At 67.6% G+C, this 25050-nt stretch carries 24 protein-coding genes and 1 pseudogene; 17 read left to right on the top strand and 8 right to left on the bottom strand.

Translation table 11 applies throughout. The features are described 5' to 3' along the window. Positions 1–37 precede the first annotated feature (37 nt). From RKE25_RS00945 to RKE25_RS00930, 4 genes are all read left to right on the top strand, one after another. Complete coding sequence (locus tag RKE25_RS00945) at positions 38–1117, top strand: PA0069 family radical SAM protein (protein WP_311840397.1); 1080 nt, start codon at positions 38–40, stop codon at positions 1115–1117. Between the two features lie 228 nt (positions 1118–1345). Then, positions 1346–2410 carry an IS30 family transposase gene (locus RKE25_RS00940; RefSeq protein ID WP_311839232.1) on the top strand — a complete coding sequence of 355 codons (1065 nt, stop codon included), beginning with the start codon at positions 1346–1348 and terminating at the stop codon, positions 2408–2410. Between the two features lie 392 nt (positions 2411–2802). After that, on the top strand, positions 2803–3897 hold the full coding sequence (locus RKE25_RS00935; RefSeq protein ID WP_311840396.1) for a PA0069 family radical SAM protein: 1095 nt from the start codon (positions 2803–2805) through the stop codon (positions 3895–3897). A 111-nt stretch (positions 3898–4008) separates the two neighbouring features. Then, on the top strand, positions 4009–4797 hold the full coding sequence (locus RKE25_RS00930; protein WP_311840395.1) for a hypothetical protein: 789 nt from the start codon (positions 4009–4011) through the stop codon (positions 4795–4797). Between the two features lie 57 nt (positions 4798–4854). On the opposite strand, the gene RKE25_RS00925 is transcribed toward RKE25_RS00930, so the two are convergent. The 4 genes from RKE25_RS00925 to RKE25_RS00910 form a co-directional block, all read right to left on the bottom strand. Next, the gene (locus RKE25_RS00925; protein WP_311840394.1) at positions 4855–6882 is read right to left on the bottom strand and encodes a S9 family peptidase; all 2028 of its coding nucleotides are present in this window, start codon (positions 6880–6882) and stop codon (positions 4855–4857) included. Between the two features lie 109 nt (positions 6883–6991). Next, on the bottom strand, positions 6992–7924 hold the full coding sequence (locus RKE25_RS00920; protein ID WP_311840393.1) for a patatin-like phospholipase family protein: 933 nt from the start codon (positions 7922–7924) through the stop codon (positions 6992–6994). 99 nt (positions 7925–8023) lie between these two features. Continuing rightward, a complete protein-coding gene (locus RKE25_RS00915; RefSeq protein ID WP_311840392.1) occupies positions 8024–8722 on the bottom strand; it encodes a 2OG-Fe(II) oxygenase in 699 nt (232 codons plus the stop codon). Between the two features lie 54 nt (positions 8723–8776). Beyond that, complete coding sequence (locus tag RKE25_RS00910; RefSeq protein WP_311840391.1) at positions 8777–9793, bottom strand: class 1 fructose-bisphosphatase; 1017 nt, start codon at positions 9791–9793, stop codon at positions 8777–8779. Between the two features lie 191 nt (positions 9794–9984). On the opposite strand from RKE25_RS00910, the gene RKE25_RS00905 reads away from it, so the two are divergent. The 6 genes from RKE25_RS00905 to RKE25_RS00880 all read left to right on the top strand — a co-directional run bounded on the left by RKE25_RS00905 (position 9985) and on the right by RKE25_RS00880 (position 13195). Further along, a complete protein-coding gene (locus RKE25_RS00905) occupies positions 9985–10356 on the top strand; it encodes a VOC family protein (protein WP_311840390.1) in 372 nt (123 codons plus the stop codon). Positions 10357–10503: 147 nt separating this feature from the next. Further along, positions 10504–11115, top strand: a complete 612-nt coding sequence (locus RKE25_RS00900) for a DJ-1/PfpI family protein (RefSeq protein ID WP_311840389.1) — start codon at positions 10504–10506, stop codon at positions 11113–11115. 10 nt (positions 11116–11125) lie between these two features. Continuing rightward, positions 11126–11341, top strand: a complete 216-nt coding sequence (locus RKE25_RS00895; protein WP_311840388.1) for a hypothetical protein — start codon at positions 11126–11128, stop codon at positions 11339–11341. Between the two features lie 10 nt (positions 11342–11351). After that, positions 11352–11756, top strand: a complete 405-nt coding sequence (locus RKE25_RS00890) for a GFA family protein (RefSeq protein WP_311840387.1) — start codon at positions 11352–11354, stop codon at positions 11754–11756. Positions 11757–11781: 25 nt separating this feature from the next. Continuing rightward, positions 11782–12423, top strand: a complete 642-nt coding sequence (locus RKE25_RS00885) for a glutathione S-transferase (protein ID WP_311840386.1) — start codon at positions 11782–11784, stop codon at positions 12421–12423. 67 nt (positions 12424–12490) lie between these two features. Next, positions 12491–13195 carry a YafY family protein gene (locus RKE25_RS00880; protein WP_311840385.1) on the top strand — a complete coding sequence of 235 codons (705 nt, stop codon included), beginning with the start codon at positions 12491–12493 and terminating at the stop codon, positions 13193–13195. Positions 13196–13898: 703 nt separating this feature from the next. Here RKE25_RS00880 and RKE25_RS00875 read toward each other — a convergent pair. Then, positions 13899–15092, bottom strand: a pseudogene (locus RKE25_RS00875) (lytic murein transglycosylase); the annotation flags it as partial. Between the two features lie 145 nt (positions 15093–15237). On the opposite strand from RKE25_RS00875, the gene RKE25_RS00870 reads away from it, so the two are divergent. The 5 genes from RKE25_RS00870 to RKE25_RS00850 all read left to right on the top strand — a co-directional run bounded on the left by RKE25_RS00870 (position 15238) and on the right by RKE25_RS00850 (position 20576). Continuing rightward, complete coding sequence (locus RKE25_RS00870; protein ID WP_311840384.1) at positions 15238–15855, top strand: ParB-like protein; 618 nt, start codon at positions 15238–15240, stop codon at positions 15853–15855. Continuing rightward, positions 15852–17510, top strand: coding sequence for a SulP family inorganic anion transporter (locus RKE25_RS00865; RefSeq protein ID WP_311840383.1), 1659 nt, complete (start codon positions 15852–15854; stop codon positions 17508–17510). Before RKE25_RS00870 ends, RKE25_RS00865 begins: the two co-directional genes overlap by 4 nt. Before the next feature lie 14 nt (positions 17511–17524). After that, positions 17525–19303 carry a DUF885 family protein gene (locus tag RKE25_RS00860; protein ID WP_311842297.1) on the top strand — a complete coding sequence of 593 codons (1779 nt, stop codon included), beginning with the start codon at positions 17525–17527 and terminating at the stop codon, positions 19301–19303. Positions 19304–19403: 100 nt separating this feature from the next. Beyond that, on the top strand, positions 19404–19799 hold the full coding sequence (locus RKE25_RS00855; RefSeq protein ID WP_311840382.1) for an MbcA/ParS/Xre antitoxin family protein: 396 nt from the start codon (positions 19404–19406) through the stop codon (positions 19797–19799). A 78-nt stretch (positions 19800–19877) separates the two neighbouring features. Next, the gene (locus tag RKE25_RS00850; RefSeq protein WP_311840381.1) at positions 19878–20576 is read left to right on the top strand and encodes an RES family NAD+ phosphorylase; all 699 of its coding nucleotides are present in this window, start codon (positions 19878–19880) and stop codon (positions 20574–20576) included. A gap of 79 nt (positions 20577–20655) precedes the next feature. Here RKE25_RS00850 and RKE25_RS00845 read toward each other — a convergent pair whose 3' ends face one another. Both RKE25_RS00845 and phhA read right to left on the bottom strand, forming a co-directional pair. Beyond that, complete coding sequence (locus RKE25_RS00845; protein WP_311840380.1) at positions 20656–21261, bottom strand: OmpW family outer membrane protein; 606 nt, start codon at positions 21259–21261, stop codon at positions 20656–20658. A gap of 217 nt (positions 21262–21478) precedes the next feature. Next, positions 21479–22372 (bottom strand): phenylalanine 4-monooxygenase, encoded by an 894-nt coding sequence (gene phhA / locus RKE25_RS00840; RefSeq protein WP_311840379.1) that lies wholly within the window; start codon positions 22370–22372, stop codon positions 21479–21481. A gap of 156 nt (positions 22373–22528) precedes the next feature. Between phhA and RKE25_RS00835 the strand changes: the two genes are divergently transcribed. Then, entirely contained in the window at positions 22529–23005 is a 477-nt protein-coding gene (locus RKE25_RS00835) for an Lrp/AsnC family transcriptional regulator (protein ID WP_311840378.1), read from the top strand. 36 nt (positions 23006–23041) lie between these two features. On the opposite strand, the gene RKE25_RS00830 is transcribed toward RKE25_RS00835, so the two are convergent. After that, positions 23042–24334 carry an MFS transporter gene (locus tag RKE25_RS00830; RefSeq protein WP_311840377.1) on the bottom strand — a complete coding sequence of 431 codons (1293 nt, stop codon included), beginning with the start codon at positions 24332–24334 and terminating at the stop codon, positions 23042–23044. 70 nt (positions 24335–24404) lie between these two features. Here RKE25_RS00830 and RKE25_RS00825 point away from each other — a divergent pair, with 70 nt between their 5' ends. After that, positions 24405–25022, top strand: coding sequence for a TetR/AcrR family transcriptional regulator (locus RKE25_RS00825; protein ID WP_311840376.1), 618 nt, complete (start codon positions 24405–24407; stop codon positions 25020–25022). The last annotated feature ends 28 nt before the right edge of the window (positions 25023–25050 follow it).

Genomic DNA, 25050 nt, shown 5'->3' with positions numbered 1-25050 from the left:
GGGTGCTGCGACAGCACAGGCGTAGTCTTGCGCGCCTATGTCGTCGATCGCCAAGCCCATCCAGCCCATCAAGGGCCGGGGTTCGTCCTCCCGTACCGTCAGTCGTTTCGACAAACGGACCTACGTGGCGGAGGACGACGGCTGGTACCAGGAAGAGGGCGAAGCCCCGCGCCTGCCCACCGAGGTGCGCGAAGACATCGCGCGCAGCATCATCAGCCGCAACGATTCGCCGGACGTGGGCTTTTCCCAGTCGGTCAATCCGTACAAAGGATGCGAGCACGGTTGCGTGTACTGCTTCGCGCGCCCGAGCCATGCCTACCTCGACCTTTCGCCCGGCCTGGATTTCGAGACCAAGCTGTTCGCGAAGACCAATGCCGCGGAACTGCTCCGCAAGGAACTGGCCAAGCCCGGCTACCGGTGTTCGTCGATCGCGCTTGGCATCAACACCGACGCCTACCAACCGATCGAGCGCAAGTACCGCATCACGCGGCAATGCTTGGAAGTCTTCGCCGAGACCAAGCATCCGGTCGGCTTCATCACCAAGAACGCACTGATCGAGCGGGACATCGACCTGCTCGCCGCCATGGCGCGCGAGCGTCTGGTGAACGTGTATTTTTCGGTGACCACGCTGGACAACCGCCTGGCCTCGCGGATGGAGCCGCGCGCGAGCGCGCCGCATGCGCGCCTGCGTGCGATGAGGGCCTTGCATGAGGCCGGCGTGCCGGTCGGCGTGATGGTGGCGCCGCTGATCCCAATGATCACCGACCGCGAAATGGAGGCCATCCTCGAAGCCGCGCGCGAGCACGGCGCACAGGCGGCTGGCTACGTGCTGCTGCGCTTGCCGCACGAGCTCAAGACGATCTGGCGCGAATGGCTGCAGTTGCACTATCCGGAGCGCGCCGAACATGTGATGAGCCTGATGCGCCAGATGCATGGCGGCAAGGATTACGACAGCACGTTCGGCAAGCGCATGCGCGGGGAGGGGCCGTTCGCGCAGCTTATCCAGCAGCGTTTCGCGAAGGCGTATGCGCGGCTGGGTTTCGGGCGGCTGGCGCCGCTGGATGCGAGCCGGTTTGTGCCGCCGCGGCGGTTGTCGCCGCAGGGTGAGCTTTTTTAGGTTGGCGTCGATGGCGGGAGGTTCGGGCTCGGCCCTACCTATTCGTCATTCCGGCGCAGGCCGGACGGTCGCTCGGTTGCCGCGAGTGCGTCGCCAGTCTGGTCTCGCCCCGTGCGGGGCGAGGGTTTCGCTCTCCTGCCGGAGAGCGAGTTACTTCTTCTTGCTTGCCCAAGAAGAAGTAAGGCGGTCTCTAACATCAAGTGCACCACCCCCACGACACGGTGATGCATGGGACAGCATTACAGCCATCTGAGCGCCGAAGAACGGGGCGCGATCATGGTGGGCAAGGCACGCGGCGAGAGCGCTCGGCAGCTGGCACGGCTGCTAGGCCGTTCGGCTAGCACGATTTCCCGGGAATTGGCGCGTAATGGGCACCGCGAACCGGCGGAGCGTCCGCGCATGGGTCGTCCGACACTTGGCTATGACGCCCGCCGTGCCGGTGCGCGGGCTCGACGGCTCGCGCGCAAGGCACGCCGACGGCGCAAGCTACATCGTGATGGGGCCTTGTGGCCCCTGGTGCGCCAGCTGTTAGCGCGCCGCTGGTCACCGCAAGAAGTGAGCCGCACACTGCGCCGGCAGCATCCTGACGAGCCGGCCAAACACGTGTCCCATGAGACGATCTACACCGCGATTTATGCCATGCCGCGTGGCGAACTGCGGCGTGAGCTGGTGGCCTTGCTGCGCCAACACAAGTGCGCACGCCGTCCGCGTGGCCAAGGGGCGAACCGGCGCGGCCGCATGCAGGATCTGCCGAGTATTCATGACCGCCCGCCGGAGGCCAACGAGCGCCTGTTACCAGACCATTGGGAAGGCGACTTCCTCAAGGGGGCGCGTAACCGATCGTCGGTGGGGGTGCTGGTGGATCGACGCACTTTGTTCCTGAAGCTGGTCAAGATGAAGGGGTGTTCGGCCCAGGAGGCGCTGGAGGGCTTCAGTCGCGCCTTCCAGGGCGTGCCGCCGGAGCTTCGCCAGACACTGACCTATGACCAGGGCAAGGAAATGGCGCTGTACAAGACCTTGTCCGAACGTACCGGCTTGAGCATTTATTTCGCCGATCCGCGCAGCCCCTGGCAGCGGGGCATCTGCGAAAACACCAACGGCCTGCTGCGGCAGTACCTCCCTAAAGGCACCGATCTGTCCGTGCATAGCCAGCGAGCGCTGGATGCCATCGCTCAGGAGATGAACCTTCGGCCCCGAGCCACCTTGGGCTACCACTGTCCGGCGGAGATGTTCATGCGTGCCATGGGGCACGATGACCTCGCTCAGGCCATCGATGATGCACTTCTAGATTGACACCGCCTAACCAAGAAGAAGGGCCCCCTGCGCGGCGCCCTCCGGTGGCCTACGCCACCTCCGGGTGCGTTGAGGGCTGGCCGGGCTTTTCGATCGGGCATCCATGCCCGAATCGAAAAGGCGGGGACGTCCTGTCCCCGCCCGCCTGCGGCGGCCTGATCGTCCAGCCCTCACCGCCGCGAAGGGAACCCGGCAGATCAAGAGCGCGACGGAGCGTCGCTTCGCTCGCTCTTGTTGGGTCGTTGGCTGCTTGCCGCGGTACCGCACTTCTCCTTCTCCCTCTGGGGAGAAGGCGGGATGAGGGGCGGGTGCTCGCGAAAGCGTCGCAAACATCGAACTTCCCTCTCCAATGTGTCGCCCAGACTGAGACGTCATCAGCGCACACTGCACCGATGACCGCTCCCGCCGACCCGCCCCTGCGCGCCTTCAAGGGCCGCGGCGCTGCCTCCAACCCGGAGGGGCGCTTCGAAACCACCCGCCGCCATGCCGAAGACGACGGCTGGCATCACGCGGTGCTGGACGAAGAGCGGCCCCGGCCGCAGACCGTGGTGAGCGAGGAACGTGCCCGCAGCGTCATCACCCGCAACGACTCTCCGGATATCGGCTTTGACCAGGCGATGAACCCTTACCGTGGCTGCGAGCACGGGTGCGTGTACTGCTTCGCGCGTCCCAGTCACGCGTATCTTGATCTCTCGCCGGGCCTCGATTTCGAGACTCGGCTGCGCGCCAAGAGCAATCTGGCCGAGGTGCTGCGCGCGGAACTGGCCAAGCCGGGCTACATTCCCAAGCCCATCAACATCGGCAGCAATACCGACGCCTACCAGCCGATCGAGAAGCGCTGGCGCCTCACCCGCGCCGCGCTCGAAGTGCTGGCCGAATGCCGCCATCCGCTCACTCTCGTCACCAAGAACGCGCTGGTGGAGCGGGACATCGACTTGCTCGCGCCGATGGCGCGCGAGGGTCTGGTGCAAGTGTTCTTGTCGATCAACTCGCTGGACAACCAGCTGGCCGCGAAGCTGGAACCGCGTGCCAGTGCACCGCACCGCCGCATCAAGGCTGTGCGCGCCCTGGCCGAAGCCGGCGTACCCGTAGGCGTGCTGGTAGCGCCGATCATTCCAGCGCTCAACGACCGCGACATGGAAGCCGTGCTCGACCAGGCGGCCGAGGCGGGCGCGAACAGCGCCGGCTACACGGTGCTGCGCCTGCCGCACGAGCTCAAGCAGCTGTTCCGCGAATGGCTGGCGTTACATGCACCGCAACGGGCCGCCCACGTGATGAGCCTGGTGCAGCAGATGAACGGCGGTCGCGACTACGACAGCGACTTCGCCACCCGCATGCGCGGACAGGGCGTGTTCGCGGACCTGCTGCGCCGCCGTTTCGAGGTGGCGCGCCGACGCCACGGCTTCGGGCGCGCGTGGGAACTGACCCTGGACGCCACCCGCTTCACGCCGCCGCGCAAACCGTCCCCGCAGGGGCAGTTGTTCTGAGCGGCCGTCCGGGCGGCTTGGGGTTTTCCCCAGGCTAGGGTCGGCCCGAGCTGTCGGCGGCGCGATACGGGATTAAGTTCGGCTCTCCTCCCCGCCATGAGGTACGCCGTCATGGTTTCCCCGCTGAGTGCCGCACCCCTCTACGCTTATCGTCCCATCCCCGACGACGGTCCCCCTTCCGACAGTTACACCACCGACCAGGCCATCGCCAAATACACGGCCGACCTCGATGCCCATGCCAGCCCTTCGGTACTCGAAGCCGACCGGCAGGTACTGCAGAACGCGGTCAACGCGGAAATCGGCGACCAGATCCTGACCTTGGGCAAGCGCGACAAGAACGAACGCGAGCCGACGATCCAGCAACTGGTCGACCAGTACGGCCAGGCCATCCGCGACCGGCACGATCGCGAGCCGGCCACGACCAAGGAAGCGCTGGACGCCGCGATCGGCAACTACAAGACCCAAGCCACCACCTGGACGCCGGAAGACCGCGGCAAGGTCGATGCCTATATCAAGCAGGCCATGGACCAGCATCCGGACGACATCCAGGGCGCCTTCGAGCAACTGCGCGATATGCGCTGGACGCCGTCGCATTTCTACGACAGCAACCTCGCCATCGCCGCCGACTACCTGCGCGCGCGTTGGGAAACGCAGAAGTACAACAACCAGGTGTCCGGCATCGAGGTGGAGATCTACCTCGACAAGAAAAAGAAGGGCGAGATTCCGCAGAACGGCCCGGGCCCGGTATCGCAGTACTCCAAGTTGCAGGAGGAGTACATGAACAAGGGCATCGACGATCAGTGGAACACGCTCAACATCTTCGAGCAGTTCTTCCTCAGCGATTCCTCGACCACCATCGGTGGTCTTGCCGCCGCGGCGTTCGAGAACGACCTGTCCTGAGTGCGGCGATGGACCGGCGTACGCGCCGGTCCATCCATCGCGAACAAAAGGCGCGCCTTACGGCGACGCCGGCAGGTATTTCTGGAACCACAGCAATGTCCGCTGCAGCACGTCGCGCTGATGAGCTGGATTGACGAAACGGTGGCCCTCGTCGGGATAGACCACCAGCGAGGTCGGCACGCCCTGCGCGCGCAAGGCGTGCCAAAACTCCAGCGATTGCGCAGCGGGACATTCGGCGTCGCGGTCGCCCACCACCACCAGGGTCGGCGCCGTCGTCTTCTTGATGAAGTTCACCGCGGAACTCTTCGCGTACACCGCGGGGTCATCGTAGACCGTGGCGCCGAAATACGGCGGCATCCACTGGTCGATCAGGTTCTGGCCGTAATAGCTCTGCCAGTTGCCGATGCCCGCACCGGCCACCACCGCCTTGAAGCGCTGCGTCTGCGTGGGCGCGAACATGCTCATGAAGCCGCCGTAACTCCAGCCGGTGAGGCCGAGCCGCTTGTCGTCCACCGGCAGGCGCTTCTCGATCGCGTCGATGCCGGCGAGCGTGTCGCGAAGGTCGCCGTAGCCGAAGTCCTTGCGGTTGGCTTGGACGAACGCTTCGCCCTGGCCGAAGCTGCCGCGCGGGTTGGGCATGAACACGAAGTAGCCCAGCGCCGCGAACGGCACGCCGCCGTAACCCACGTCGGGCCAGCGCGGCACCACCGCACTGGCGGGTCCGCCGTGGACGACCACCACCATCGGATAGCGCTTGGCCGGGTCGTAGCCGGCCGGGTAGATCAGCCAGCCTTGCACGCGACGGCCTTCGTTGTCCCATTCGACCGATTCGGTCTTGCCCCAGGCCGGTTTGCTCGCGGCATTGATGTGCGTGACGGCCGGAGGCGCGGCAGGGCCCAGCGGGCCGGCATGGATTTCCGGCGCGGTGTCGAACGAGCTCTGCAGGAAGGCCACGCGGGAGCGATCGTCCGACAGGGAAAGCGCCATCGCATCGCCGCCGTCGCCGATGGTAGCGGGCAGCGTGAACAGCTCGCGGCCCGGCGTCGCCGCGGTGGCGGCGACGGTGTATTCCGCGACCTGGCCATGTCCATTGGCCACTTGGCTGACCACCATCCGGTCGTTGCCCTTCCACGCCAGCCAAGCCGGCGTGACGCCGATGCCCGGCGTGAGATTGGAAGGTTCGCCGCCCGTGGAGGGCACGCTGTAGATATCGCCGCCGGTGGAGCCCTGGTCGCTCATCAGCCCGCCGATGAAAGCGATGCGCTGGCCGTCCGGCGACCAGCGCGGCAACGCAATCTGCAAGCCGCGCAGGCTGCCGCGCGTCGTGACCGGATCGACCGCCACGCGCGGCGCGGCTCCGGCCTGGGCGTCCTGCACCATCAGCTTGGCGATCCACCAGTTGTTGTCGCCCGGCGGCTGGGCCGCCACGTAGGCCAGGCGCCCGGAGTCCGGCGACCAGGCGAACTCGTACACGTGGCTGCTCGCGGGGGTTAGCAGGCTGGGCGCGCCGCCGGAGGCGCTCACGGCGGCGACGCGCTGCACCTCGACGCCGTCCACGCCGATCTCGCCGGTGGCCGGCTTGGCCGCCGACAGCGCGCTGGAGCGCCGCGTGCCGTTCTCCACATAGAGAAAACCGATGGCGTGCCCGTCTGGTGCCCAATTCAGGTCCTGCGCTGGGCCGTTGAGCTCCGCCAGCTTTTTGAGGCCGGCCGGGTCGCCGGCATCGGCGAGGTACAGGTCCTTGCGCCGTCCGCCGCTGCCGCAGTCGGAAAGGAAAGCCAGGTGCCGCGAGTCCGGCGCCCAGGCGATGTCGGTCTGGCTGCAGCTGCCCGGCTTGACCGAGGTGGCCGCGTGCGCATCGCTGCCGTCGGCCTTGGCGATCTCGACCAGCGGCTTGCCCTGCCTGCGCACGACCCACGCCAACCGCTGCCCATCCGGCGACAACTGCACCATGCTGATCGGCTGCGTCTTCGCCAGGTCGGCCAGCAGGCGTTCGATGCGCGGATCAGTGCCGGCCTGGTCGGCCCGGCCCAGCGGAGCCAGGGCCAGCGCCAGCAGAGGAAGCCAGCGGATAGAGCGGTGCATGGGCAGGTTCCCGCAGCAGCTGAGAAGCCCGGCAACCTAGCAGTTGCCGGGCATGCGGACCAGCCATGCGGATGGGAGCGGCGGGAACCGGCGCGGGGGCCGCGAAACGTCAGTGCGCGGCTACCGCCGGCGCCGCGGGATTCCTTCGCGCCGCCTCCATCGCCGCCAGTTTCGCCTTGATCGCCGGCATCGCCGCCAGGGCGGCGCGCTCGCCTTCCAGGATCGCCTGATTCTTCTGTTCGAAATCGGTGGCGCCGATCTGGTTGACCTTGGGGCGGATCACCACGTCGGCGCGCGCCAGCTCCTGCTCGCCCAGCTTCTGCCCCATGATGCTGATCGACTGGCCCACCACGCCGAGCATGCCTTGCGGATTGGAACCGTCGGCCTTGCTGGAGATGTCCACCGCGATCACCAGGTCCGCGCCGAGCTGGCGCGCGGCATCTACCGGCACCGGGCTGACCACGCCGCCGTCGACGTAATGCCGCCCGCTGATCTCGACCGGCTCGAACACGCCCGGGATGCTGCTGGACGCGCGCACCGCCTGGCCGGTATTGCCGCGCACGAATACGGTGCGATGGCCGTCTTCGAGCTGAGTGGACACCGCGGCGAACGGCAGCTTGAGCTTCTCGATCGGACGGTTCGCCACTAGCTGGTTGACGTAGTCCTGCAACTTCTGGCCCTGCACCAGGCCGCGCGAGAACAGCTGCACGTCGCGGATCTTCGCCTCGTCCATGCCGAAGGCCTGCTCCTGCATCTGGAACGGGTCCATGCCGCTGGCGTAGAGCGCGCCGACCACGCTGCCGGCGCTGGTGCCGGCCACTACGTCGGCGCGGATGCCGTTCGCTTCCAGCATCTTGATCACGCCGATGTGCGCGAAGCCCTTGGCTGCCCCGCCGCCCAGCGCCAGGCCGATGCGCGGCTTGGGCGCGACGATCACGGGCGTCGGGTTCGTCGCGGGCGCGGGCTTGGGCTTGCCGCCGCCGAAGCAGCCGGCGAGCGCGAGGAGGGACAGCAGCGTGACGAGGCGGGCAGGGCGGCGCATAAAGGCGGAAGCTCGGTGGGACGAGAGGGCGGATGGCGGGCGAGTGTACGGCTTGCCCGGGGCGGCGCGCGGCGCGCGCAGGGCGGGGATCGGGGCGGGTCAGCCCCCGTATAGCTTCTCGGCCCGCTGGAACAGCACCCAGCTGGTGGCGATGTACTTGTCGCCGCCGCGCGGCCGGTTGCCGCGATGGGTGTGGGTGAAGGCGGCCGGAGCGATCAGCAGGCTGCCGGTGCACGGCGCCACTTTGCGGCGTTGGTGCAGGAACTCCGTCTCGCCCTCGGCGAAGCCGTCGTTCAAGTAGATGGTCCACAACAGATGCCGGTGCAGCGTCTGCGCCGTCGCGTCGCGCGGGAATAGCTCGCAGTGCCAGTAGGGGTAACCGCCGCTGTCCGCGCGGTAGCGCTGCAGGTTGATCGCCCCCGGCACGAAGACCTGCCGGGCGAGCGCGCCGAGCGCGGCATCGTCCATCGCGGCCACGTCCGACTCCGTCAGGCGGCGCGGGTCGCCCGTGGCGGGGTCCGGCACCTGCAGCATCAGCGGCGCGATCAAGGTGTATGGATAGCGGCGCAGATAGGCCACCAGGCCGCCGAGCATCGCGAGGTTCAGCGCGGTCTCCACGTCGCGCCAGTCCGGCCGGCCGCTGATGGTGATGTCGCTGCTGCGCTTGAGTTCGGGATACACGCCGCCGCCGACCTGGCCTGGCACGGCATGGCCGCTGCGTTCGAAGCGCTCGATCAGTGCGGCGCAGTGCTCCTGCGCCAGCGCCTCCGGGTAGACCTCGATGAAATCGTCCGTCATGTCCTTCCCTGGGAACGTGCCGGCGGAGCGTGTCGCCCCGCCGGCATGCGTGGGTCAGCCTTGCGCGCCGTCGGCTTCGAGGTGGTAGTGGGTGGCCACCTCGACCTCGTTCTTAGAGCCGAGGAACACCGGCACGCGCTGGTGCAGGCCGGTGGGCTGCAACTCCATGATGCGCTCGCGCCCGGTGGTGGCCGCGCCGCCGGCCTGTTCCACGATGAAGGCCATCGGGTTGGCTTCGTACATCAGGCGCAGCTTGCCGCCCTTGGACTTGATCTTGGCGTCCAGCGGATAGAAGAACACGCCGCCGCGGGTCACGATGCGGTGCACGTCGGCCACCATCGAGGCTACCCAGCGCATGTTGAAGTCCTTGCCGCGCGGACCTTCCTTGCCGGCCAGCAGCTCGCCGACGTAGCGCTGCATCGGCGCTTCCCAGTGGCGCTGGTTGGACATGTTGACAGCGAACTCCGCGGTCTCCTCCGGAATGCGGATGTCGCGGCGGCTCAGGATGAAGCTGCCCACCTCGCGGTCCAGGGTGAACTCGTGCGTGCCGTGGCCGAAGGTCAGCACCATCAGCGTGGCCGGGCCGTACACCACGTAGCCGGCGGCCAGCTGCTCGGTGCCCGGCTGCTGGAAGTGCTCGGCCTTGGGCACGGTGATGCCATCGGGGCAGCGCAGGATCGAGAAGATCGTGCCCACCGAGATGTTCACGTCGATGTTGGACGAGCCGTCCAGCGGATCGAACAGCAGCAGGTGGTTGCCCTTCGGGTACATGTCGGGAATCTGCTGCGGGTCTTCCATCTCCTCCGACGCGCAGGCGGCGAGCTGGCCGCCCCAGGCGTTGGCTTCGAGCAGGATCTCGTTGGAGATCACGTCCAGCTTCTTCTGCGCCTCGCCCTGCACGTTCTCGCTGCCGGCATTGCCCAGCACACCGCCGAGGGCGCCCTTGCTGGTGGCCACCGAGATGCGCTTGCAGGCGCGGGCGACCACTTCGATCAGCAAGGACAGTTCGGCGTTGATGCGGCCGGCGCGGCGTTCCTCGATCAGGAACTGGATGAGCGAAACGGGCTTCATGGCGGGTCCGTAACGGAAAGGAACGCGCATTGTCCGGGCAGTTGCTGAACCGCGCCAGCCGGAAACCCTGTGCCGCGCCGCCTTCACCGCGTCGTCACGAAACGGATCCCGCCCTGCTGACAACACGTTGGCAGCAGGGGGTGCCCAGACTGCGCTCCACGCACTGGGGCACTCACCAAGGAAAGAAGGCCATGCTGAACCCGATCGTCACCAACTGGTTCGAAATTCCGGTCCGCCAGATGGACCGCGCCATCCGCTTCTACGATGCCGCGCTGGGTACGGCGCTGAAGAGCGAGCCGTTCGGCGGCATGGAGCTGGCGGTGTTCCCGTACGACGCCGAACAGCACGTCACCGGCGCGCTGATGCGCCTGGACCAGTGCGAGCCGTCCATGCACGGCAGCACGGTGTACCTGAGCGTGGCGGACGTGGCCGACACGCTGGCGAAGGTGGAACACGCGGGCGGCGCGGTGATCGTGCCGCGCACGGTACTGCCGGAGGGGCGCGGCGCATTCGCGCAATTCCGGGACAGCGAGGGCAACCGGGTGGGCCTATGGTCCCGGTAGTGACCGGGCCCATCCGGGCGGCCTGCGTCTGCGGAGCCGCCATCGCGGGCCGGCAGGGCGGCGCGATGTCCAAAAAGCAGGCCGTCATTCGTCGTTATCAGGGAGCGACGTGCGCTCCGGCACCGTATCGAGAGGAGGGACAACGACATGCGTGACACCGTGTATTTCCTGGTGTTCGACGGCTACGCCGACTGGGAGGCCGCGCTGGCCTTGTGCGAGATCCGCCGCCCGGGCGACTGGCGCATCGTGACGGTGGGCTTCTCGCCTCGCGCCGTGACGTCGATGGGCGGCCTGCGGGTGACGCCCGACCAGACGCTGGACCGGATCGACCTGTCCCGCGCCGCCTTGCTCGTCCTGCCGGGCGGCCACCTGTGGCAGCGCGGCGAAGGGGCGGAGGCCATGGACGCCGCCGAACGCGTGCACGCCGCGGGCGGTACGGTGGCGGCGGTGAGCAGCGCGGTGCTGGCGCTGGCCCGGCACGGCTTGCTGGCCCGCAGCCGGCATACCGGCAACTTCACCGGTTTCGTGGGCGGCTATGGCGTGTCCTACGAGGGGTCCGAGAAGTATGACCCCGATGCGCTGGCGCTGAGCGACGGTGGCTTCATCACCGCCAGCAGCCTGGGCAGCGTGGAATTCGCCCACGAAGTGATCCGCACACTCGACCTGTACAGCGGCAGCGATCGCGAACACTGGTACCGCCTGTTCAAGCACGCCGCGCCGCCGCCCTGGTACGCCGGCGAGAAAGTCGTCGCCGTCTGAGGAGCGAACCATGGGCAGCCTCATGAACCGCGTGCTGATGGCGTACCGGCCGCTCTATCTGCGCGGTCTGCTGATGGATGGGCAGTACCGCCTGCTCCCGTCGCCCGAGCCGCCGCCACGCGGCCGCGGGGCGCAGGCCGCGCCGCCGGCTTCACAGAACGCCGCGGGGCCGAGCGGCTTGCTCGCCGGCACCGCCATTGCCGCCGCCGCGCGGCGTCAGCTCTAGGGACGACCTCATGCTCAAGACCTATCACGGCAGTTGCCATTGCGGACGCGTCCGCTACCAAGCGGACATCGACCTGGCCGCCGGTACCGGCAAGTGCAACTGCTCGATCTGCTGGAAGCTGCGCTTCTGGGGCGCGGTGGTGAAGCCCGAAGCGTTCCGCCTGACCGATGGCGAGAGCGAGCTGACCGATTACCAGTTCAACACCCTGAGCTGCCATCACGTGTTCTGCGCGCATTGCGGCGTGCATCCGTTCAACCGCGGCTACATCGAAGAAGCTGGCGGCGCTTACGTCTCGGTCAATCTCGCCTGCCTGGACGACGTCCAGCCGCAGGAGCTGATCGACGCGCCGGTGCGGTACTTCGACGGCCGGCACAACAACTGGATGCACACGCCGGACGAGACCCGGCACTTGTGATCGCCCAGTTCACGAGGAGCACATCATGAATACGCCGCGCGTCACCTTCTACCACGCGCCGAACAGCCGCTCGGGAGGCACCCTGGCCTTGCTGGAAGAACTGGAGGCCGACTACGACCTGCATGTGCTGGACCTGGGCCGGCACGAGCAGCGCGCGCCCGACTACCTGGCCGTCAATCCCATGGGCAAGGTCCCGGCCATCGTGCACGACGGCGCCCTGGTCACCGAGCAGCCGGCCATCTATATCTACCTGGCCGACCTGTTTCCGGCGAAGCAGCTGGCGCCGCCAATCGGCGATCCCTTGCGCGGACCTTACCTGCGCTGGCTGGTGTTCTACGGCTCCGACTTTGAGCCGGCGATGCTGGACAAGGCGCTGAAGCGCGAACCGGTGCCGCCGCCCTCGACCTGTCCCTATGGCGACTACGACACCATGCTCGGCACGCTGCTCGGCCAGCTGGCGCTGGGACCGTACCTGCTCGGCGAGCGGTTCACCGCGGCGGACGTGCTGTGGGGCAACGCGCTGCAATGGATGACGCTGTTCAAGCTGCTGCCCGACCTGCCGGTGGTCGCCGGCTATGTCGAGCGGGTGATGCATCGGCCGGCCATCGTCCGGGCGCACGAAAAGGATGCCGCGCTCGCCGCGGCGCAGAAGGAACGCGTCGCGTGATGCCGGGCGCGCCGCGACGTGACGTCCGGCGCTGGCCGCCGCCGGGCCGCTCGGCGATCATGCGCGGATGCGCCGCGCCGATCGCCTCTTCCTCATCATCCACGCCCTGCGCGGACGCCGCACGGCGCTGCCGGCGCGTCACCTGGCGGACACGCTCGGCGTGTCGCTGCGCACCGTGTACCGCGACGTGGCCGACCTGCAACTGTCCGGCGTGCCGATCGAAGGCGAGGCCGGCGTCGGCTATGTGCTGCGCAAGGGTTCGGACATCCCGCCGCTGATGTTCACCGCCGACGAACTCGAATCGCTGGTGGTCGGCACGCGTTTCGTACGCGCCTTCGCCGGCGAGAAGCTCGCGGCCGGTGCACAGGCGGCCTTGCTGAAGATCGAAGCGGTACTGCCGCCCGATTTGCGCGAGCGCGCCTCGCGCACACGCATCTACGCACCGATCTGGCGCGACCCCGGCCGCGTCGCCTTCGCCGAGATGATCGACCGCCTCAACGGCGCAATCAGCGACAGCCAGGTGCTGAGCCTGGACTACGCCGACGAAGCCGGCCGCACCAGCACGCGCGAAGTGGAACCGCTGTGCCTGGCCTTCTGGGGCGGCAAATGGACGCTAGGCACCTGGTGCCGCCTCCGCGAAAGCTTCCGCAACTTCCGCCCCGACCGCATCGCCGACTGCCGTGTCACCGGAGAACGGTTCATGGCAAAGCCCGGGCGTGATCTGGATGCGTATCTGGAGGCTATGCGGGGTTATTACGAAGGGATGGATTAGATCGGGGCTTCAATGTTATCAGGGACGTTGTGGCGAGCCCCACCCCTCATCCCGCCTTCTCTCCCACGGGGACTACCTTCGGGTCGCCCGGAGGGGAGAAGGAGAAGTGCGTACCGAGGCAAGCAAGAACAAAAACAAGAGCGAGCGAAGCGACGCTCCGTGTGGCTCTTGATCTCCCGGGTTCCCTTCGCGGCGGTGAGGGCTGGACGATCAGGCCGCCGCAGGCGGGCGGGGACAGGACGTCCCCGCCTTTTCGATCAGGGCATGGATGCCCTGTCGAAAAGCCCGGCCAGCCCTCAACGCACCCGGAGCAGCGAAGGCTGCGGAGGGCGCCGCGCAGGGGGCCCTTCTTCTTGGTTACTTCTTCTTGGGCAAGCAAGAAGAAGTAACTCGCTCTCCGGCAGGAGAGCGAAACCCTCGCCCCGCGAGGGGCGAGACCAGACTGGCGACCACGTCGCGACGACCGAGCCATGTCGCCACTAGATGACTCGCAGCTCTCGCCCCTTCGGGCGTTCTCCGCGCGACGCGCTCCATCCGGCCTACGCCGGAATGACGAGTAGGTAAATGGGCGGCGACCCTTAGTTCCCGTTGGGGTTCGCGGGCTCACCCCAACCTACGTGCTCAGAGAGCGAACCCCTCGCACAGGAAAAGCGAAACCAGAGCGACAACATAACCACAGAGACACAAAAGCACCCGCCCCTCAAGGCGACTGCCGCAACACCTTCAAAATACGCTGCCCCGGCCGACCATCATCCGGCAGCCCACGCTTGCGCTGCTCCTGCTGGATCGCCTCGCGCGTCTTGTCGCCGATCATGCCGTCCACCGCGCCGATGTCATAACCGCGCGCGATCAGCAACTGCTGCAACTCCCGCCGCTCAGCGCGCGACGTGCCCGGGTCGTCGGTAGGCCACGCCGCCACCAGGCCAGGTTTGTCGCGCAGGCGGTCGGACAGCAGGGCAATGGCGAGCGTGTAGCTGATCGACGCGTTGTACGCATAGATCGCGTCGAAGTTGCGCAAGGTGAGAAAGGCCGGCCCCTGCGCGCCGGCCGGCAGCACCAGCGCGGCCGGCGTGTCGCCGTCGGGCAGGGGCGAGCCGTCGACGAGGCGTACGCCCTGCGCGCGCCAGTAGCTCATCGGACGCTTGGCCTCGCGGCCGCTCACCTTGCTGTCAAACGGCGCGGGCAGCTTCACTTCGTAGCCCCATGGCTGACCCGGTTGCCAATGCGACATCTGCAGGTAGTGCGCCGTGGAGCCCAGCGCGTCGGGCACGCTGGCGATCAGGTCGCGGCGTCCGTCGCCGTCGAAGTCCACGGCGACCCGCTCGAAGGTCGAAGGCATGAACTGCGTGTGCCCGAACGCGCCGGCCCACGAACCCTTGAACTCGTCCGCCGTGATGTCGCCGCTCTGCACGATGCGCAGCGCCGCGAAGAACTCGCCGCGGAAGTACGGCTGGCGCCGCCCCATGCAGGACAGCGTCGCCAGCGACTGCAACAACGGCCGCTGGCCGAACTGCTGGCCGTAGTTGCTCTCCACGCCCCACACGGCTACCACCGTGGTCGGATCCACGCCGTAGCGCTGCTGCGCGCGATCGAGCACATCCGCCCATTGCTTGAGCCGTGCCTTGCCATCGTCGACGCGCTCCTGGTCGACCAGCGCCGAAAGGTAATCCCACACCGGCGTGGTGAATTCCGGCTGATGATTCAGTGCGTCGATCACCGTGGAGTCGGCGGTGAGCTCCCGCGTATAGCGCTGGTAGGCGTCGGCGCGAATGCCCTGCTGCTGGGCCTTGGGCGCGAGGTCGGCCAGGCATTGCGCGAAATCGTCGGCCAGGGCCGGCGCCGCGAGGGCGAACAGGAGCGGGGCGATGGCCAGGGGGGCGAGGCGGACGGTGGGCATGGAATGGCCATGGTCGGCGGTGGGGAAGGTCAGCGTAGCCTAGCCGCCGCACCCTGAGCGGCTGCCGTTCGGCGCAAAAAGCCGCGCCGCGTTTCGGCTACGCTCGGCCCGGCCGCCGTTCCCGCTGTCCGCCAAGGAGCTGTCCATGTCCGAGCCGCATGTGCGCCACCCCTTGCTCAACGTCGCGCCGGACAAGCTGCGACCCACCCAGCTCACCGTCGGCAAGGCCGAAGTCGCCCAGAAGCGCGACATCTGGCGCAGCCTGGGCAAGAAGAAGCGCAAGGAGATGATCGAGGCGCACTGGTTTCCCGGTGTGCTGGGGCCGAAGAACAAGGTCTATATCGTCGACCACCACCACCTGGGCCTGGCCTTGCTCGAGGAGGGCGTGAAGAGCGTGCCGGTGATGGTGCAGCGTGACTTCTCCTGGCTGGAGAACGAGGTGTTCTGGCGCACCATGGAATTCAACCGCTGGGCGCATCCGTACGATGCTCGCGGCCAGCGCGTCGCCTACGACACTTTTCCAGCGACCCTCGACAAGCTCGTCGACGATCCGTATCGCACTCTCGCCGCGCGTGTGCGCGAAGCGGGGGGCTACGCCAAGGACGTCACGCCGTACGCCGAATTCCTATGGGCGGACTTCTATCGCCGCCGCCTGACGCTGTCCGGCGGCAAGGTAAGCAAGCGGACCCTGGACGACGCCCTGTTGCATGCCCACACGCACGACGCGGCCTACCTGCCGGGATGGACCGGCGTCATCGGGTGAACGCGCAGCCTTCCACTGCGCCGGCCGCGCGCAGCCTGGCGGCCGACGTGCTGGCCGGTACCGCCATCGCCGGCCTGTTGCTGCCGGAAGCCGTGGCCTATGCGGGCATCGCGGGCCTGGCGCCGCAGGCAGGCGTGATGGCGCTGTTCGCCGGTCTGGTCTGCTACGGCGCGCTCGGCCGCAGCCGCTATGCCATCGTCTCGGCCACCTCGTCGTCAGCCGCGGTGCTGGCCGCTGCCACGCTCGCCCTGGAAGGTGGCGACGCCGCTTCGCGCGCCGCCGTCGCGGCCGGCCTGGTGGTGCTGACCGGGTTGTGCTTCCTGATCGCCGGCGCGGCGCGGCTTGGCGGCCTCTCGCATCTGATCGCGCGCCCCGTGCTGCGCGGCTATACCTTCGGCCTGGCCTGCGTGATCGCGCTGAAGCAGTTGCCCGGCTTGCTGGGCGTGCCGGCGTTGCACGGCGACTTCTTGCCACGGCTGCTGACGGATCTGGCCGGCCACCTCGGCCAAGCCGATCCCTGGGCGCTGGCGGCCGGCGCCGTGGCGCTGCTGCTGCTGTTCGCCTGCGAGCGTACGAAGGGGCTGCCCGGCAGCCTGCTCGCCATCGCCCTGGGCATGGCTGCTTCCGGCTGGCTGGCGCGGCACGGTGTGGCGGTGGTGGGCGCGATGCACCTGGTCCCGCAGTGGGTGTGGCCGACCTGGCCTTCGGGCGAACAGTGGCTGCCGAGCGTGGAGCTGGCCGCCGCGCTGCTGCTGATCCTCTACGCCGAGTCGTACGGTTCGATCCGCAACTTCGCGCTCAAGCACGGCGACAAGGTGGCCCTGAATCGCGACCTGGCGGTACTGGGCGTGGCCAACGTCGCGTCCGGCCTGCTGCACGGCATGCCGGTGGGCGCCGGCTATTCGGCGACGTCCGCCAACGAGGCCGCGGGCGCGCGTTCGCGCGTGGCCGGGCTGGTCGCGGCTGGCTGCGTGCTGCTGATGGTGCTGTTCCTGTTGCCGTGGATCGAGCGCATCCCGATGCCGGTGCTCGCGGCTATCGTGATCCATGCGGTGAGCAAGTCGCTGCGCCTGTCGGTGTTCACGCCCTACCTGCGCTGGCGCCGCGATCGTCTCGTCGCCCTGGCGGCGGTGCTGTCGGTACTGGCGCTGGGCATTCTCAACGGCCTGCTGGTCGCCATCGCCTTCAGCCTGATCATGCTGCTGCGCCGGCTTGCTTCGCCGCGGCTGAGCGTGCTGGGTCGTCTCGCCGATGGTCACGACTTCGTCGACATCGCCGCGCACTCAGATGCGCGCGAGGTGCCGGGTGTGCTGATCGCGCGGCCGGAAGAACCGCTGTTCTTCGCCAACGCCGAGGCCGTGCTGGCGCAGCTGCGCCATCGCGCCGCCGACCGCCAGGGACTGCGCGTGGTGGTGCTGAGCCTGGAGGAATCGCCGGACCTGGACGGCACCGTGCTGGAGTCGCTGGGCGATTTCACCGCATGGCTGGATACGCGCGGTATCGTGCTGCGCGTCGCGCGGCTGAAAGACGCCGCGCGCGAAGCGCTGGAGCGCATGGCGCTGCCCCAGCTTCCGCCACAGGCATTGGAATACTGGAGCGTGGAGGATGCCGTGCTGGCCTCTTCCGTCGCCGAGGCAAAGGACACGACCAAGTGAAGCACTCTACCCGCATGGCCTGGCTGGCGCTGGCCGCGCTGGCCCTCGCCGCACCCGCCTGGGCCCAGGACGCCACCGCGCGCTTTCGCCGGATCTACGAGCAGGAATGGGCCTGGCGCAATGGGCAGGCCGGGATCAGCAACGCCGGCGAGGCACAGCCGAGCAACGCGCGCCTGGACGACGTCGACGCGGCCAGCCAGCAGCGCCGGCTCGATGTATGGCAGAAGACGCTGGACGACCTGGGAACGATCGATCCCAAGCAGCTCGGCGCGGAGGACCGGATCAACTACGCCGTGTACCGCGCGCAGATCCAGAACCTGCTCGCCGCGCAGCGCTTCAAGCAATGGCAGATGCCGTTCAACAGCGATTCGGCGTTCTGGAGCGACCTGGGCTACGTGCTCAATGCAGACGACCTGCGCACTCCCCAGGACTATCGCCGCTACCTCGACCGCCTCGGCCAGGTGCCCGCGTACTTCGCGCAGCAGACGGACAACATGCGCGACGGCTTGAACCGCGGTTTCACGGTGCCGCGCGAGGTGCTCGACGGACGCGACGTCTCCATCGCCGCGGTGGCGAACCTGAAAGACCCGACGCAGAGCAGTTTCTACAAGCCGTTCGAACACATGCCGCCGAGCGTGCCCGCCGAGGCGGCGGCGCGGATGCGCGAGGAAGCGAAGCAGACCATCGCGGGGAAGGTGATCCCCGCCTATGCCGCACTGCTGAAGTTCTTCCGCGAGGAATACGTGCCGCACGCACGCACCACGCTCGCAGCCGAGGCGATGCCGGACGGCAAGGCCTGGTATCGGCAGCAGATCGTCGAATACACCACGCTGGACCTCGACCCCGGCGCCATTCACCAGGTCGGCCTGGAACAGGTGGCGAAGATCCACGCCGAGATGGTCAAGACCATGCAGGAGACCGGCTTCAAGGGCAGCTTCGCCGAGTTCCTGACATTCCTGCGTACCGACGCGCAGTTCCACGCCAAGACGCCCGACGAGCTGCTGATGCGCAGCGCCTGGGTGGCCAAGCAGGTGGACGGCCAGCTCGGCAAGTTCTTCGGTCGCCTGCCGCGGCAGCGCTTCGCCATCGTGCCGGTGGCGCCGGATATCGCGCCCTACTACACCTCCGGCCGCGGCGGCGCGAGCGCCTATCTGGTGAACACCTACGACCTGCCGTCGCGTCCGCTGTACAACGTGGCGGCACTGACCCTGCATGAATCCGCGCCGGGCCATTCCCTGCAGCTGGCGCTGGCCGCCGAGCAGAAGGGCCAGCCCGCGTTCCGCCGCGAGGGCTACATTTCCGCCTACGGCGAGGGCTGGGGCCTGTACTCGGAATACCTCGGCAACGAGATGGGCATCTACAAGACGCCCTACGATCGCTTCGGTTATCTCACCTACCAGATGTGGCGTGCCTGCCGGCTCGTCGTGGACACCGGCATTCACCACATGGGCTGGAGCCGGCAGCAGGCCATCGATTACCTCACCGACAACACGGCGCTGTCGGCGCGCGAGATCGCCAACGAGGTGGACCGCTACATCAGCTGGCCCGGACAGGCGCTGTCGTACGAGCTGGGCTACCTGAAGATCCTCGAGCTGCGCCGCAAGGCCGAGCAGGAGCTGGGCACGAAGTTCGACTTGCGCCATTTCCACGACACGCTGCTGCAGATCGGTTCCGTCCCGCTGCCGGTGCTGGAGCAGCGAATCGACCGCTTCATTCAGGAGGGCGGACCGGCGCCGGACTTTGGCTGCGATTGCGCCAGGGACGCCGGCGCCACGGGCGGCGGCAAGTCCTGATCCGGGTGCCTGCCGGCCCCGAGGCAGGAGCTTGGCCGTCGGTGGCGTCGGGTGCATATATGGAGTAGACTGCACGTCAACTTCACAAGGAGAGTCGATAATGGCGGCGCACCTCCAACCCGAAGCCGTCCCCACGGCCGAACTCGGTGGGCCGGCGTTGCGCGCTTTCTTCAAGCTCGCCGAACACTGGGACCTGCGCATCAGCGACCAGCGCAAGCTGCTGGGCGATCCCCCGGAATCGACCTTCTACAAGTGGAAGCGCCAGCAGGAAGGCAGCCTGAGTCGCGACGTGCTGGAGCGCATCAGCTATCTGCTCGGCATCTACAAGGACCTGCAGATCCTGTTCACCGACGCCAAGCAGGCCGACGCGTGGGTCCACAAGCCCAACACGGCGCCGCTGTTCGGCGGCGGATCGGCGATGCAGCGCATGCTCTCGGGCAACGTGGCCGATCTCTACGTGGTGCGCCAGTACCTCGACGCGCAGCGTGGCTGGTGATCGCCGCCGCGGCGCGCGTCGCAGTCGGCGATACCTCGGGGCCGCATACTTCGTCGCCCCGGCAGGACTAGAGACGTCATGGCAGACACGCCGCCCCTGAAACGCATCCGTTGGAGCCATGCCTACCGCATCGTGCCCAGCCGCTTTCCGCCGGTGGGCGTGTACGACCGCATCGCCGATCCTGGCGACCTCGACGCACTGTTCGCCATCGAGGCGATGACCAATCCGCGCATCCGCGACGAACTCGGCGTGCTGCCGCTGGTGCCGAAGGAGCGCCGCGTGAGCGGACCTGGCACGACGCCGGTGATGGCCGCCTTCACGCATCTCAACCCCGATGGCAGCCGCTTCTCCGACGGCACTTGGGGCGTGTTCTATGCCGCGCACAGCCTGATCACCGCGGTGGAAGAAACCGTCTACCACCGCGAGCGCTTCCTCGCCGCCACCGCCGAACCGCCCTGCGACGTGGAGATGCGCTGCTACCGCACGAGCGTGCAAGCCAAGCTGCATGACCTGCGCGGGGGTTGGCCGGCGGAACACGATCCAGACAGCTACGTCGCCGGCGTCGCGCTGGCGCGGCGGCTGCGCGAGAACGGCTCGGACGGCATCGTGTACGACAGCGTGCGCCACCCCGGCGGCGAGTGCGTGGCGGTGTTCTATCCCGACTGCGTGGCGCCGTGCGTGCAGGCCGAACACCTGCGCTACTGCTGGGACGGCCAGCGCATCGCGAAAGTGCTCACGGTGAGCGAACTCAAGCGCGGCAAGAAACCGGTGCGATGAACGCCGTCGCCACGAGAAGAAAAACGCGGGCCACCGGGTAGCTGTGGCCCGCGTCGCTCCCCGCGGAGAGAGCGGAACCTCAGAAGCGGTAGGCGAAGCTCACGCCGTACACCAGCGGGTTGACGGTGACGTGGCCCACTTTCGCGCCTTCGACCTTCACGTCGCTGGACAGATCGATCCAGCGCACGTCGGCCGTGATGCTCCAGCGCGGCGCGATCTTCACGTCCACGCCCGCATGCGCAGCCACGCCCCAGCTGCTGTCGATCTTCACATCGGCGCCCTTCAGCGGCCCCTTGCCGTCGACGTTGAAGAAGCGCGTGTAATTCACGCCCAGGCCGACGAAGGGCGAGACGGTCTGGTCGGTCAGGAAGTGATAGTTCACACCCAGCACCGGCGGCAGCTGGTGCGCTTCGGCGACCTTAGTGCCGTTGAGGCGCACGTTGTGGCGGAACGGGGCGGCCACCAGCAATTCGGCGCCCCAGTTCGGCGTGGCCATGTATTCGATGCTGGCGGTTGGCTTCAGATCGCCGCTGACCTTGGCCTTCATGCCGGCCAAGGTGCCGTTGTCGGATTTCGGATCGACCGCGTGCGCGCCAAAGCGCAGCACCCACGGGCCTTCGTCGGCGTGAGCGGGCAAAGCAATAGCCAGGCTGGCCGCGGCCAGCAGCGGGAGCAGGGTCTTCATGGTGTGTCCTTGAGTGACGTATCGGAGTAGCGCATCCATGCTGGCCCTGCGCCGTGGCCGCGCATCTGATCTGAATCAATTGCAAGGCTTTGTGAAGAGCGAACGCGACGATCCGCCGCACGTGTGTCGTGCATCACACTTCCCGCTGTTCGCAAGCAAAAGGCCCGCAGATGCGGGCCTTTTCATAAGTGGAGCCAGGAAGGCGAGCGAAACCGTTTCACGTGTCTGCGTCTGTCGCGAAGCCTTCGCGCGTGCCGCGGTTGAACACGCGATCGGTGTCGAGCACGTCGGCGGCGGCGTGCGGCTGACCCGTCTTCAGCGCTGCATAGATCGGCGTGAAGTCCGGCCGCGTCGCGTCGAACAACTGCTCGAAGCTGTCGATCACGAAATACGTCTGTTGGTAGGTATCGATGCGGTAGCGTGTGTTCATCACGCGCTCCAGGCCGAAGCCGATGCGGTTCGGCGCGGGTGAATCCAGGCAGTAGATCGACTCGCCCTTGGAGCTGAGGATGCCCGCACCATAGATGCGCATGCCTTCGCCGGTGTTGATCAGGCCGAACTCCACCGTATACCAGTACAGGCGCGTCAGGTTCATCAGCGCCTCCGGGCCGATGCCGAACGCTTTCATGCCGCCGCGGCCATAGGCCTGCATGTAGTCGGCGAACACCGGGTTGAGCAGCAGCGGCACGTGGCCGAACAGGTCGTGGAACAGGTCCGGTTCGCTGAGGTAATCGAGCTGGTCAGGCCGGCGGATCCACCAGCTGACCGGGAAACGGCGGTTGGCGAGATGATCGAAGAACACTTCGTCCGGCAGCAGGCCTTCGACCGCGACCAGCTCCCAACCGGTGGTCTTGCCCAGCACCTGGTTGAGATCGGCGAACTTCGGAATGCCATTCTCGCCCATGCCGAAGCGCTCCACGCCGTCGAGGAACTCCTGGCAGGCGCGGCCTTTCAGGAGCTCGCGCTGGCGCGCGTAGAGGGTGTTCCACACGTCATGGTCGGTGCGGGTGTAGCCGGACCACGGTTGCTCCACCACGCCGGTGGCGTACACCGGCACGTAACCGCGATCGGTCTGCTGGTGTTCGACTTTGCGTGGCGTGCTGTGGTCCATGGCGGGCCTCCGGTGAACGTGATCGCCAACCCCGATCGGGCCAGCCGATCAACAGGATACGGCGAAGACCGCGCATGAAGGTTGTTTTGTTGCACTGTAATGCGAGAAAAGTGCAATATTATTGCGTTTCGCTGACGCAACACCGGAGCATCTTGCATGGCCAACCTCGATCGTACCGATCTGCGCATGCTTGCCGTCCTGCAGAGCGAAGGGCGCATCACCAACGCCGAATTGGCCGAGCGCGTGAGCCTGTCTCCCTCGGCTTGCCTGCGCCGCCTGCAGCGGCTGGAAGGCGAGGGCATCCTCACCGGCTATAGCGCCCAGGTGGACCCGGAGGCGGTGGGGCTGGGCCTGCAGGCCTTCGTGCGCGTGCAGCTGGCCAAGCACGAGAGCGAGTCGATCGAACGCTTCGTGCGGCAAGTGAACGAATGGGACGAGATCGTGGCCTGCTACGCACTGACGGGCGACATGGATTATCTGATGCACGTCTACGTCGCCGACTTGCAGCATTTCTCCCGCTTCCTGCTCGATCGCCTGCTCAACGCCTCCGGCGTGGCGGATGTGAATTCGAGTTTCGTGCTGCGCACGGTGAAGCGGCCGGCGGCACTACCGCTGTCGCAGTTGGAAGGCTGATCCGGGCGGGGGCCATCGGCGCCCTGCCCACGTGCCTCATGCTGTTTCGCCCGCCAGCGCCGGCAGCGTTCCGCGATCGCTGCGGCGCCCGATGCGCAGCGCCAGGAACGCCGCGACCACGCCGGTGGCGCCGGCAATCACGAAGGGTGTGAGGTAGCTGCCCAACTGCACGCGCAGCACGCCCGCGAGGAAGGCGGCGGCGGCGGCGCCGACCTGGTGCCCGGCCACCACCCAGCCGAACACCACCGGTGCGTCGCGCTCGCCGAAGGCGTCGGTGGTCAGGCGCAGCGTCGGGGGCACCGTAGCGATCCAGTCCAGGCCATAGAACACGCCGAACAGCGACAGGCTGGACAGCGAGAAATCCGAGTAAGGCAGGTAGATCAGCGAAAGCCCGCGCAGGCCGTAATAGGCGAACAGCAGCTTGCGCGGGTCGAAACGATCGGTGAGCCAGCCGGACGCGGTGGTGCCCACCAGGTCGAAGATGCCCATCATCGCCAGCAGCCCGGCCGCGCGCACTTCCGGAATTCCGTGATCGCCGCACAATGCGATGAAATGTGTGCCGATCAGGCCGTTGGTGGTGAAGCCGCACACGAAGAAGGTGGCGAACAACAGCCAGAACGTGCCGCTACCGGTGGCGCGGCGCAGTGTGCCCAGGGTCAGCGCGAACAGGTTGCCGCTCGGCGCGCCGGCTTCCGCCGGTTCGTCGGTGCTGGCGCCATACCGGCGCAGACCGATCTCGGACGGCCGCTCCGGCAGCAGCCAAAGCGCCAACGGGATCAGGGCCGCGCACACGGCGGCGATCGTGAGCACCACCGCGCGCCAACCGGCGTACTCGGCGATGGCCGCCAGTCCGGGCAGGAAGATCAGCGTGCCGGTGGCGGTGCTGGCGGTGAGCAGGCCCATCATCAGGCCGCGATGCGTGCTGAACCAGCGACCCACGACGGTGGCGCCCATCACCACGGCAACGCAGCCGGTGCCGGCGCCGGACAGTACGCCCCAGGTCGCCAGAAGCTGCCAGGGCTGGGTCATCAGTGCGCTGGAGGCCGCGGCGACGGCCATCACCGCCAGCGCGGTCAGCAGCACGCGGCGGATGCCGAAGCGCTGCATCAGTGCCGCCGCGAACGGTCCCATCAGGCCGTACAGGAGGATGCCGACCGCCGCCGCCGAGGAAATGCTGTCCCGGCTCCAGCCGAAGGCGCGGCCCAGCGGCAGCATCAGCACGCCCGGCGTCGCGCGCATGCCGGCCGAGGCGAGCAGGGCCAGGAAGATCACGGCTACGACCACGAAGGCGTAGTTTTGGCCGAACGGCCGGCGCTGTTGTATAGTCATGTTACCGATCGGTACGTTGCGGAAGCGCAGAGTACGTACCGATCGGTAACACTGTCAATAGGTCCGACACATGCCCCGCTCGAAAACGCCCGCCACCTCCGCCACGCCCGCCGCCCCACGGCGCGCCGCCGACCGCATTCGCGATACCGCCTTCGACCTGTTCTACAAGGAAGGCATCCGCGCCATCGGCGTGGAAGAGATCGTCAATCGCGCCGGCGTGACCAAGCCCAGCCTGTACCGGGCCTACGAGTCCAAGGACGAGCTGATCGCGGACTACCTGCGCGACTACGACCAGCGCTTCCGTCAGCGCTTCGAGGCGCCGGGCGCCGAGCACCCGGACGATCCCAAGGCGCACCTGCTGGCCTATCTCGACTACCTTGCCGGGCGCGCCAGCAGCGACGGCTATCGCGGCTGCGGCCTCACCAACGCGGTGATCGAGTACCCGGATCCGGCGCATCCCGCGCACCAGGTCGGCGTGCAGAGCAAGCAGGCGCTGCGCGACCGCCTGCGGGAGATGTGCGGCGCCATGGGCGCGCGCGATCCGGACGAACTGGCCGATGGCCTGCTGCTCCTGATCGAGGGCAGCTACGTCTCCGGCCAGACCTTCGGCGAAGGCGGTCCGGCACGGGTCCTCGGCGCGGCGGCGCGATGCCTGATCGACGCCAGTCTGGCAGCGAAGCAGTTTTAAACATCCGGGTACATGCCGGTCGGACAAT

It is taken from the genome of Dyella sp. BiH032, assembly GCF_031954525.1.
Classification (GTDB): domain Bacteria; phylum Pseudomonadota; class Gammaproteobacteria; order Xanthomonadales; family Rhodanobacteraceae; genus Dyella_D.
This window is presented reverse-complemented; position numbering and strand designations above follow the sequence as displayed.

What these genes read in the sequence shown, in the direction of transcription:
- RKE25_RS00945 (WP_311840397.1), top strand. Translation starts at nt 38, where the DNA reads ATGTCGTCGATCGCCAAGCCCATCCAGCCCATCAAGGGCCGGGGTTCG.
- RKE25_RS00940 (WP_311839232.1), top strand. Translation starts at nt 1,346, where the DNA reads ATGGGACAGCATTACAGCCATCTGAGCGCCGAAGAACGGGGCGCGATC.
- RKE25_RS00935 (WP_311840396.1), top strand. Translation starts at nt 2,803, where the DNA reads ATGACCGCTCCCGCCGACCCGCCCCTGCGCGCCTTCAAGGGCCGCGGC.
- RKE25_RS00930 (WP_311840395.1), top strand. Translation starts at nt 4,009, where the DNA reads ATGGTTTCCCCGCTGAGTGCCGCACCCCTCTACGCTTATCGTCCCATC.
- RKE25_RS00925 (WP_311840394.1), bottom strand. Translation starts at nt 6,882, where the DNA reads ATGCACCGCTCTATCCGCTGGCTTCCTCTGCTGGCGCTGGCCCTGGCT.
- RKE25_RS00920 (WP_311840393.1), bottom strand. Translation starts at nt 7,924, where the DNA reads ATGCGCCGCCCTGCCCGCCTCGTCACGCTGCTGTCCCTCCTCGCGCTC.
- RKE25_RS00915 (WP_311840392.1), bottom strand. Translation starts at nt 8,722, where the DNA reads ATGACGGACGATTTCATCGAGGTCTACCCGGAGGCGCTGGCGCAGGAG.
- RKE25_RS00910 (WP_311840391.1), bottom strand. Translation starts at nt 9,793, where the DNA reads ATGAAGCCCGTTTCGCTCATCCAGTTCCTGATCGAGGAACGCCGCGCC.
- RKE25_RS00905 (WP_311840390.1), top strand. Translation starts at nt 9,985, where the DNA reads ATGCTGAACCCGATCGTCACCAACTGGTTCGAAATTCCGGTCCGCCAG.
- RKE25_RS00900 (WP_311840389.1), top strand. Translation starts at nt 10,504, where the DNA reads ATGCGTGACACCGTGTATTTCCTGGTGTTCGACGGCTACGCCGACTGG.
- RKE25_RS00895 (WP_311840388.1), top strand. Translation starts at nt 11,126, where the DNA reads ATGGGCAGCCTCATGAACCGCGTGCTGATGGCGTACCGGCCGCTCTAT.
- RKE25_RS00890 (WP_311840387.1), top strand. Translation starts at nt 11,352, where the DNA reads ATGCTCAAGACCTATCACGGCAGTTGCCATTGCGGACGCGTCCGCTAC.
- RKE25_RS00885 (WP_311840386.1), top strand. Translation starts at nt 11,782, where the DNA reads ATGAATACGCCGCGCGTCACCTTCTACCACGCGCCGAACAGCCGCTCG.
- RKE25_RS00880 (WP_311840385.1), top strand. Translation starts at nt 12,491, where the DNA reads ATGCGCCGCGCCGATCGCCTCTTCCTCATCATCCACGCCCTGCGCGGA.
- RKE25_RS00870 (WP_311840384.1), top strand. Translation starts at nt 15,238, where the DNA reads ATGTCCGAGCCGCATGTGCGCCACCCCTTGCTCAACGTCGCGCCGGAC.
- RKE25_RS00860 (WP_311842297.1), top strand. Translation starts at nt 17,525, where the DNA reads ATGGCCTGGCTGGCGCTGGCCGCGCTGGCCCTCGCCGCACCCGCCTGG.
- RKE25_RS00855 (WP_311840382.1), top strand. Translation starts at nt 19,404, where the DNA reads ATGGCGGCGCACCTCCAACCCGAAGCCGTCCCCACGGCCGAACTCGGT.
- RKE25_RS00850 (WP_311840381.1), top strand. Translation starts at nt 19,878, where the DNA reads ATGGCAGACACGCCGCCCCTGAAACGCATCCGTTGGAGCCATGCCTAC.
- RKE25_RS00845 (WP_311840380.1), bottom strand. Translation starts at nt 21,261, where the DNA reads ATGAAGACCCTGCTCCCGCTGCTGGCCGCGGCCAGCCTGGCTATTGCT.
- phhA (WP_311840379.1), bottom strand. Translation starts at nt 22,372, where the DNA reads ATGGACCACAGCACGCCACGCAAAGTCGAACACCAGCAGACCGATCGC.
- RKE25_RS00835 (WP_311840378.1), top strand. Translation starts at nt 22,529, where the DNA reads ATGGCCAACCTCGATCGTACCGATCTGCGCATGCTTGCCGTCCTGCAG.
- RKE25_RS00830 (WP_311840377.1), bottom strand. Translation starts at nt 24,334, where the DNA reads ATGACTATACAACAGCGCCGGCCGTTCGGCCAAAACTACGCCTTCGTG.
- RKE25_RS00825 (WP_311840376.1), top strand. Translation starts at nt 24,405, where the DNA reads ATGCCCCGCTCGAAAACGCCCGCCACCTCCGCCACGCCCGCCGCCCCA.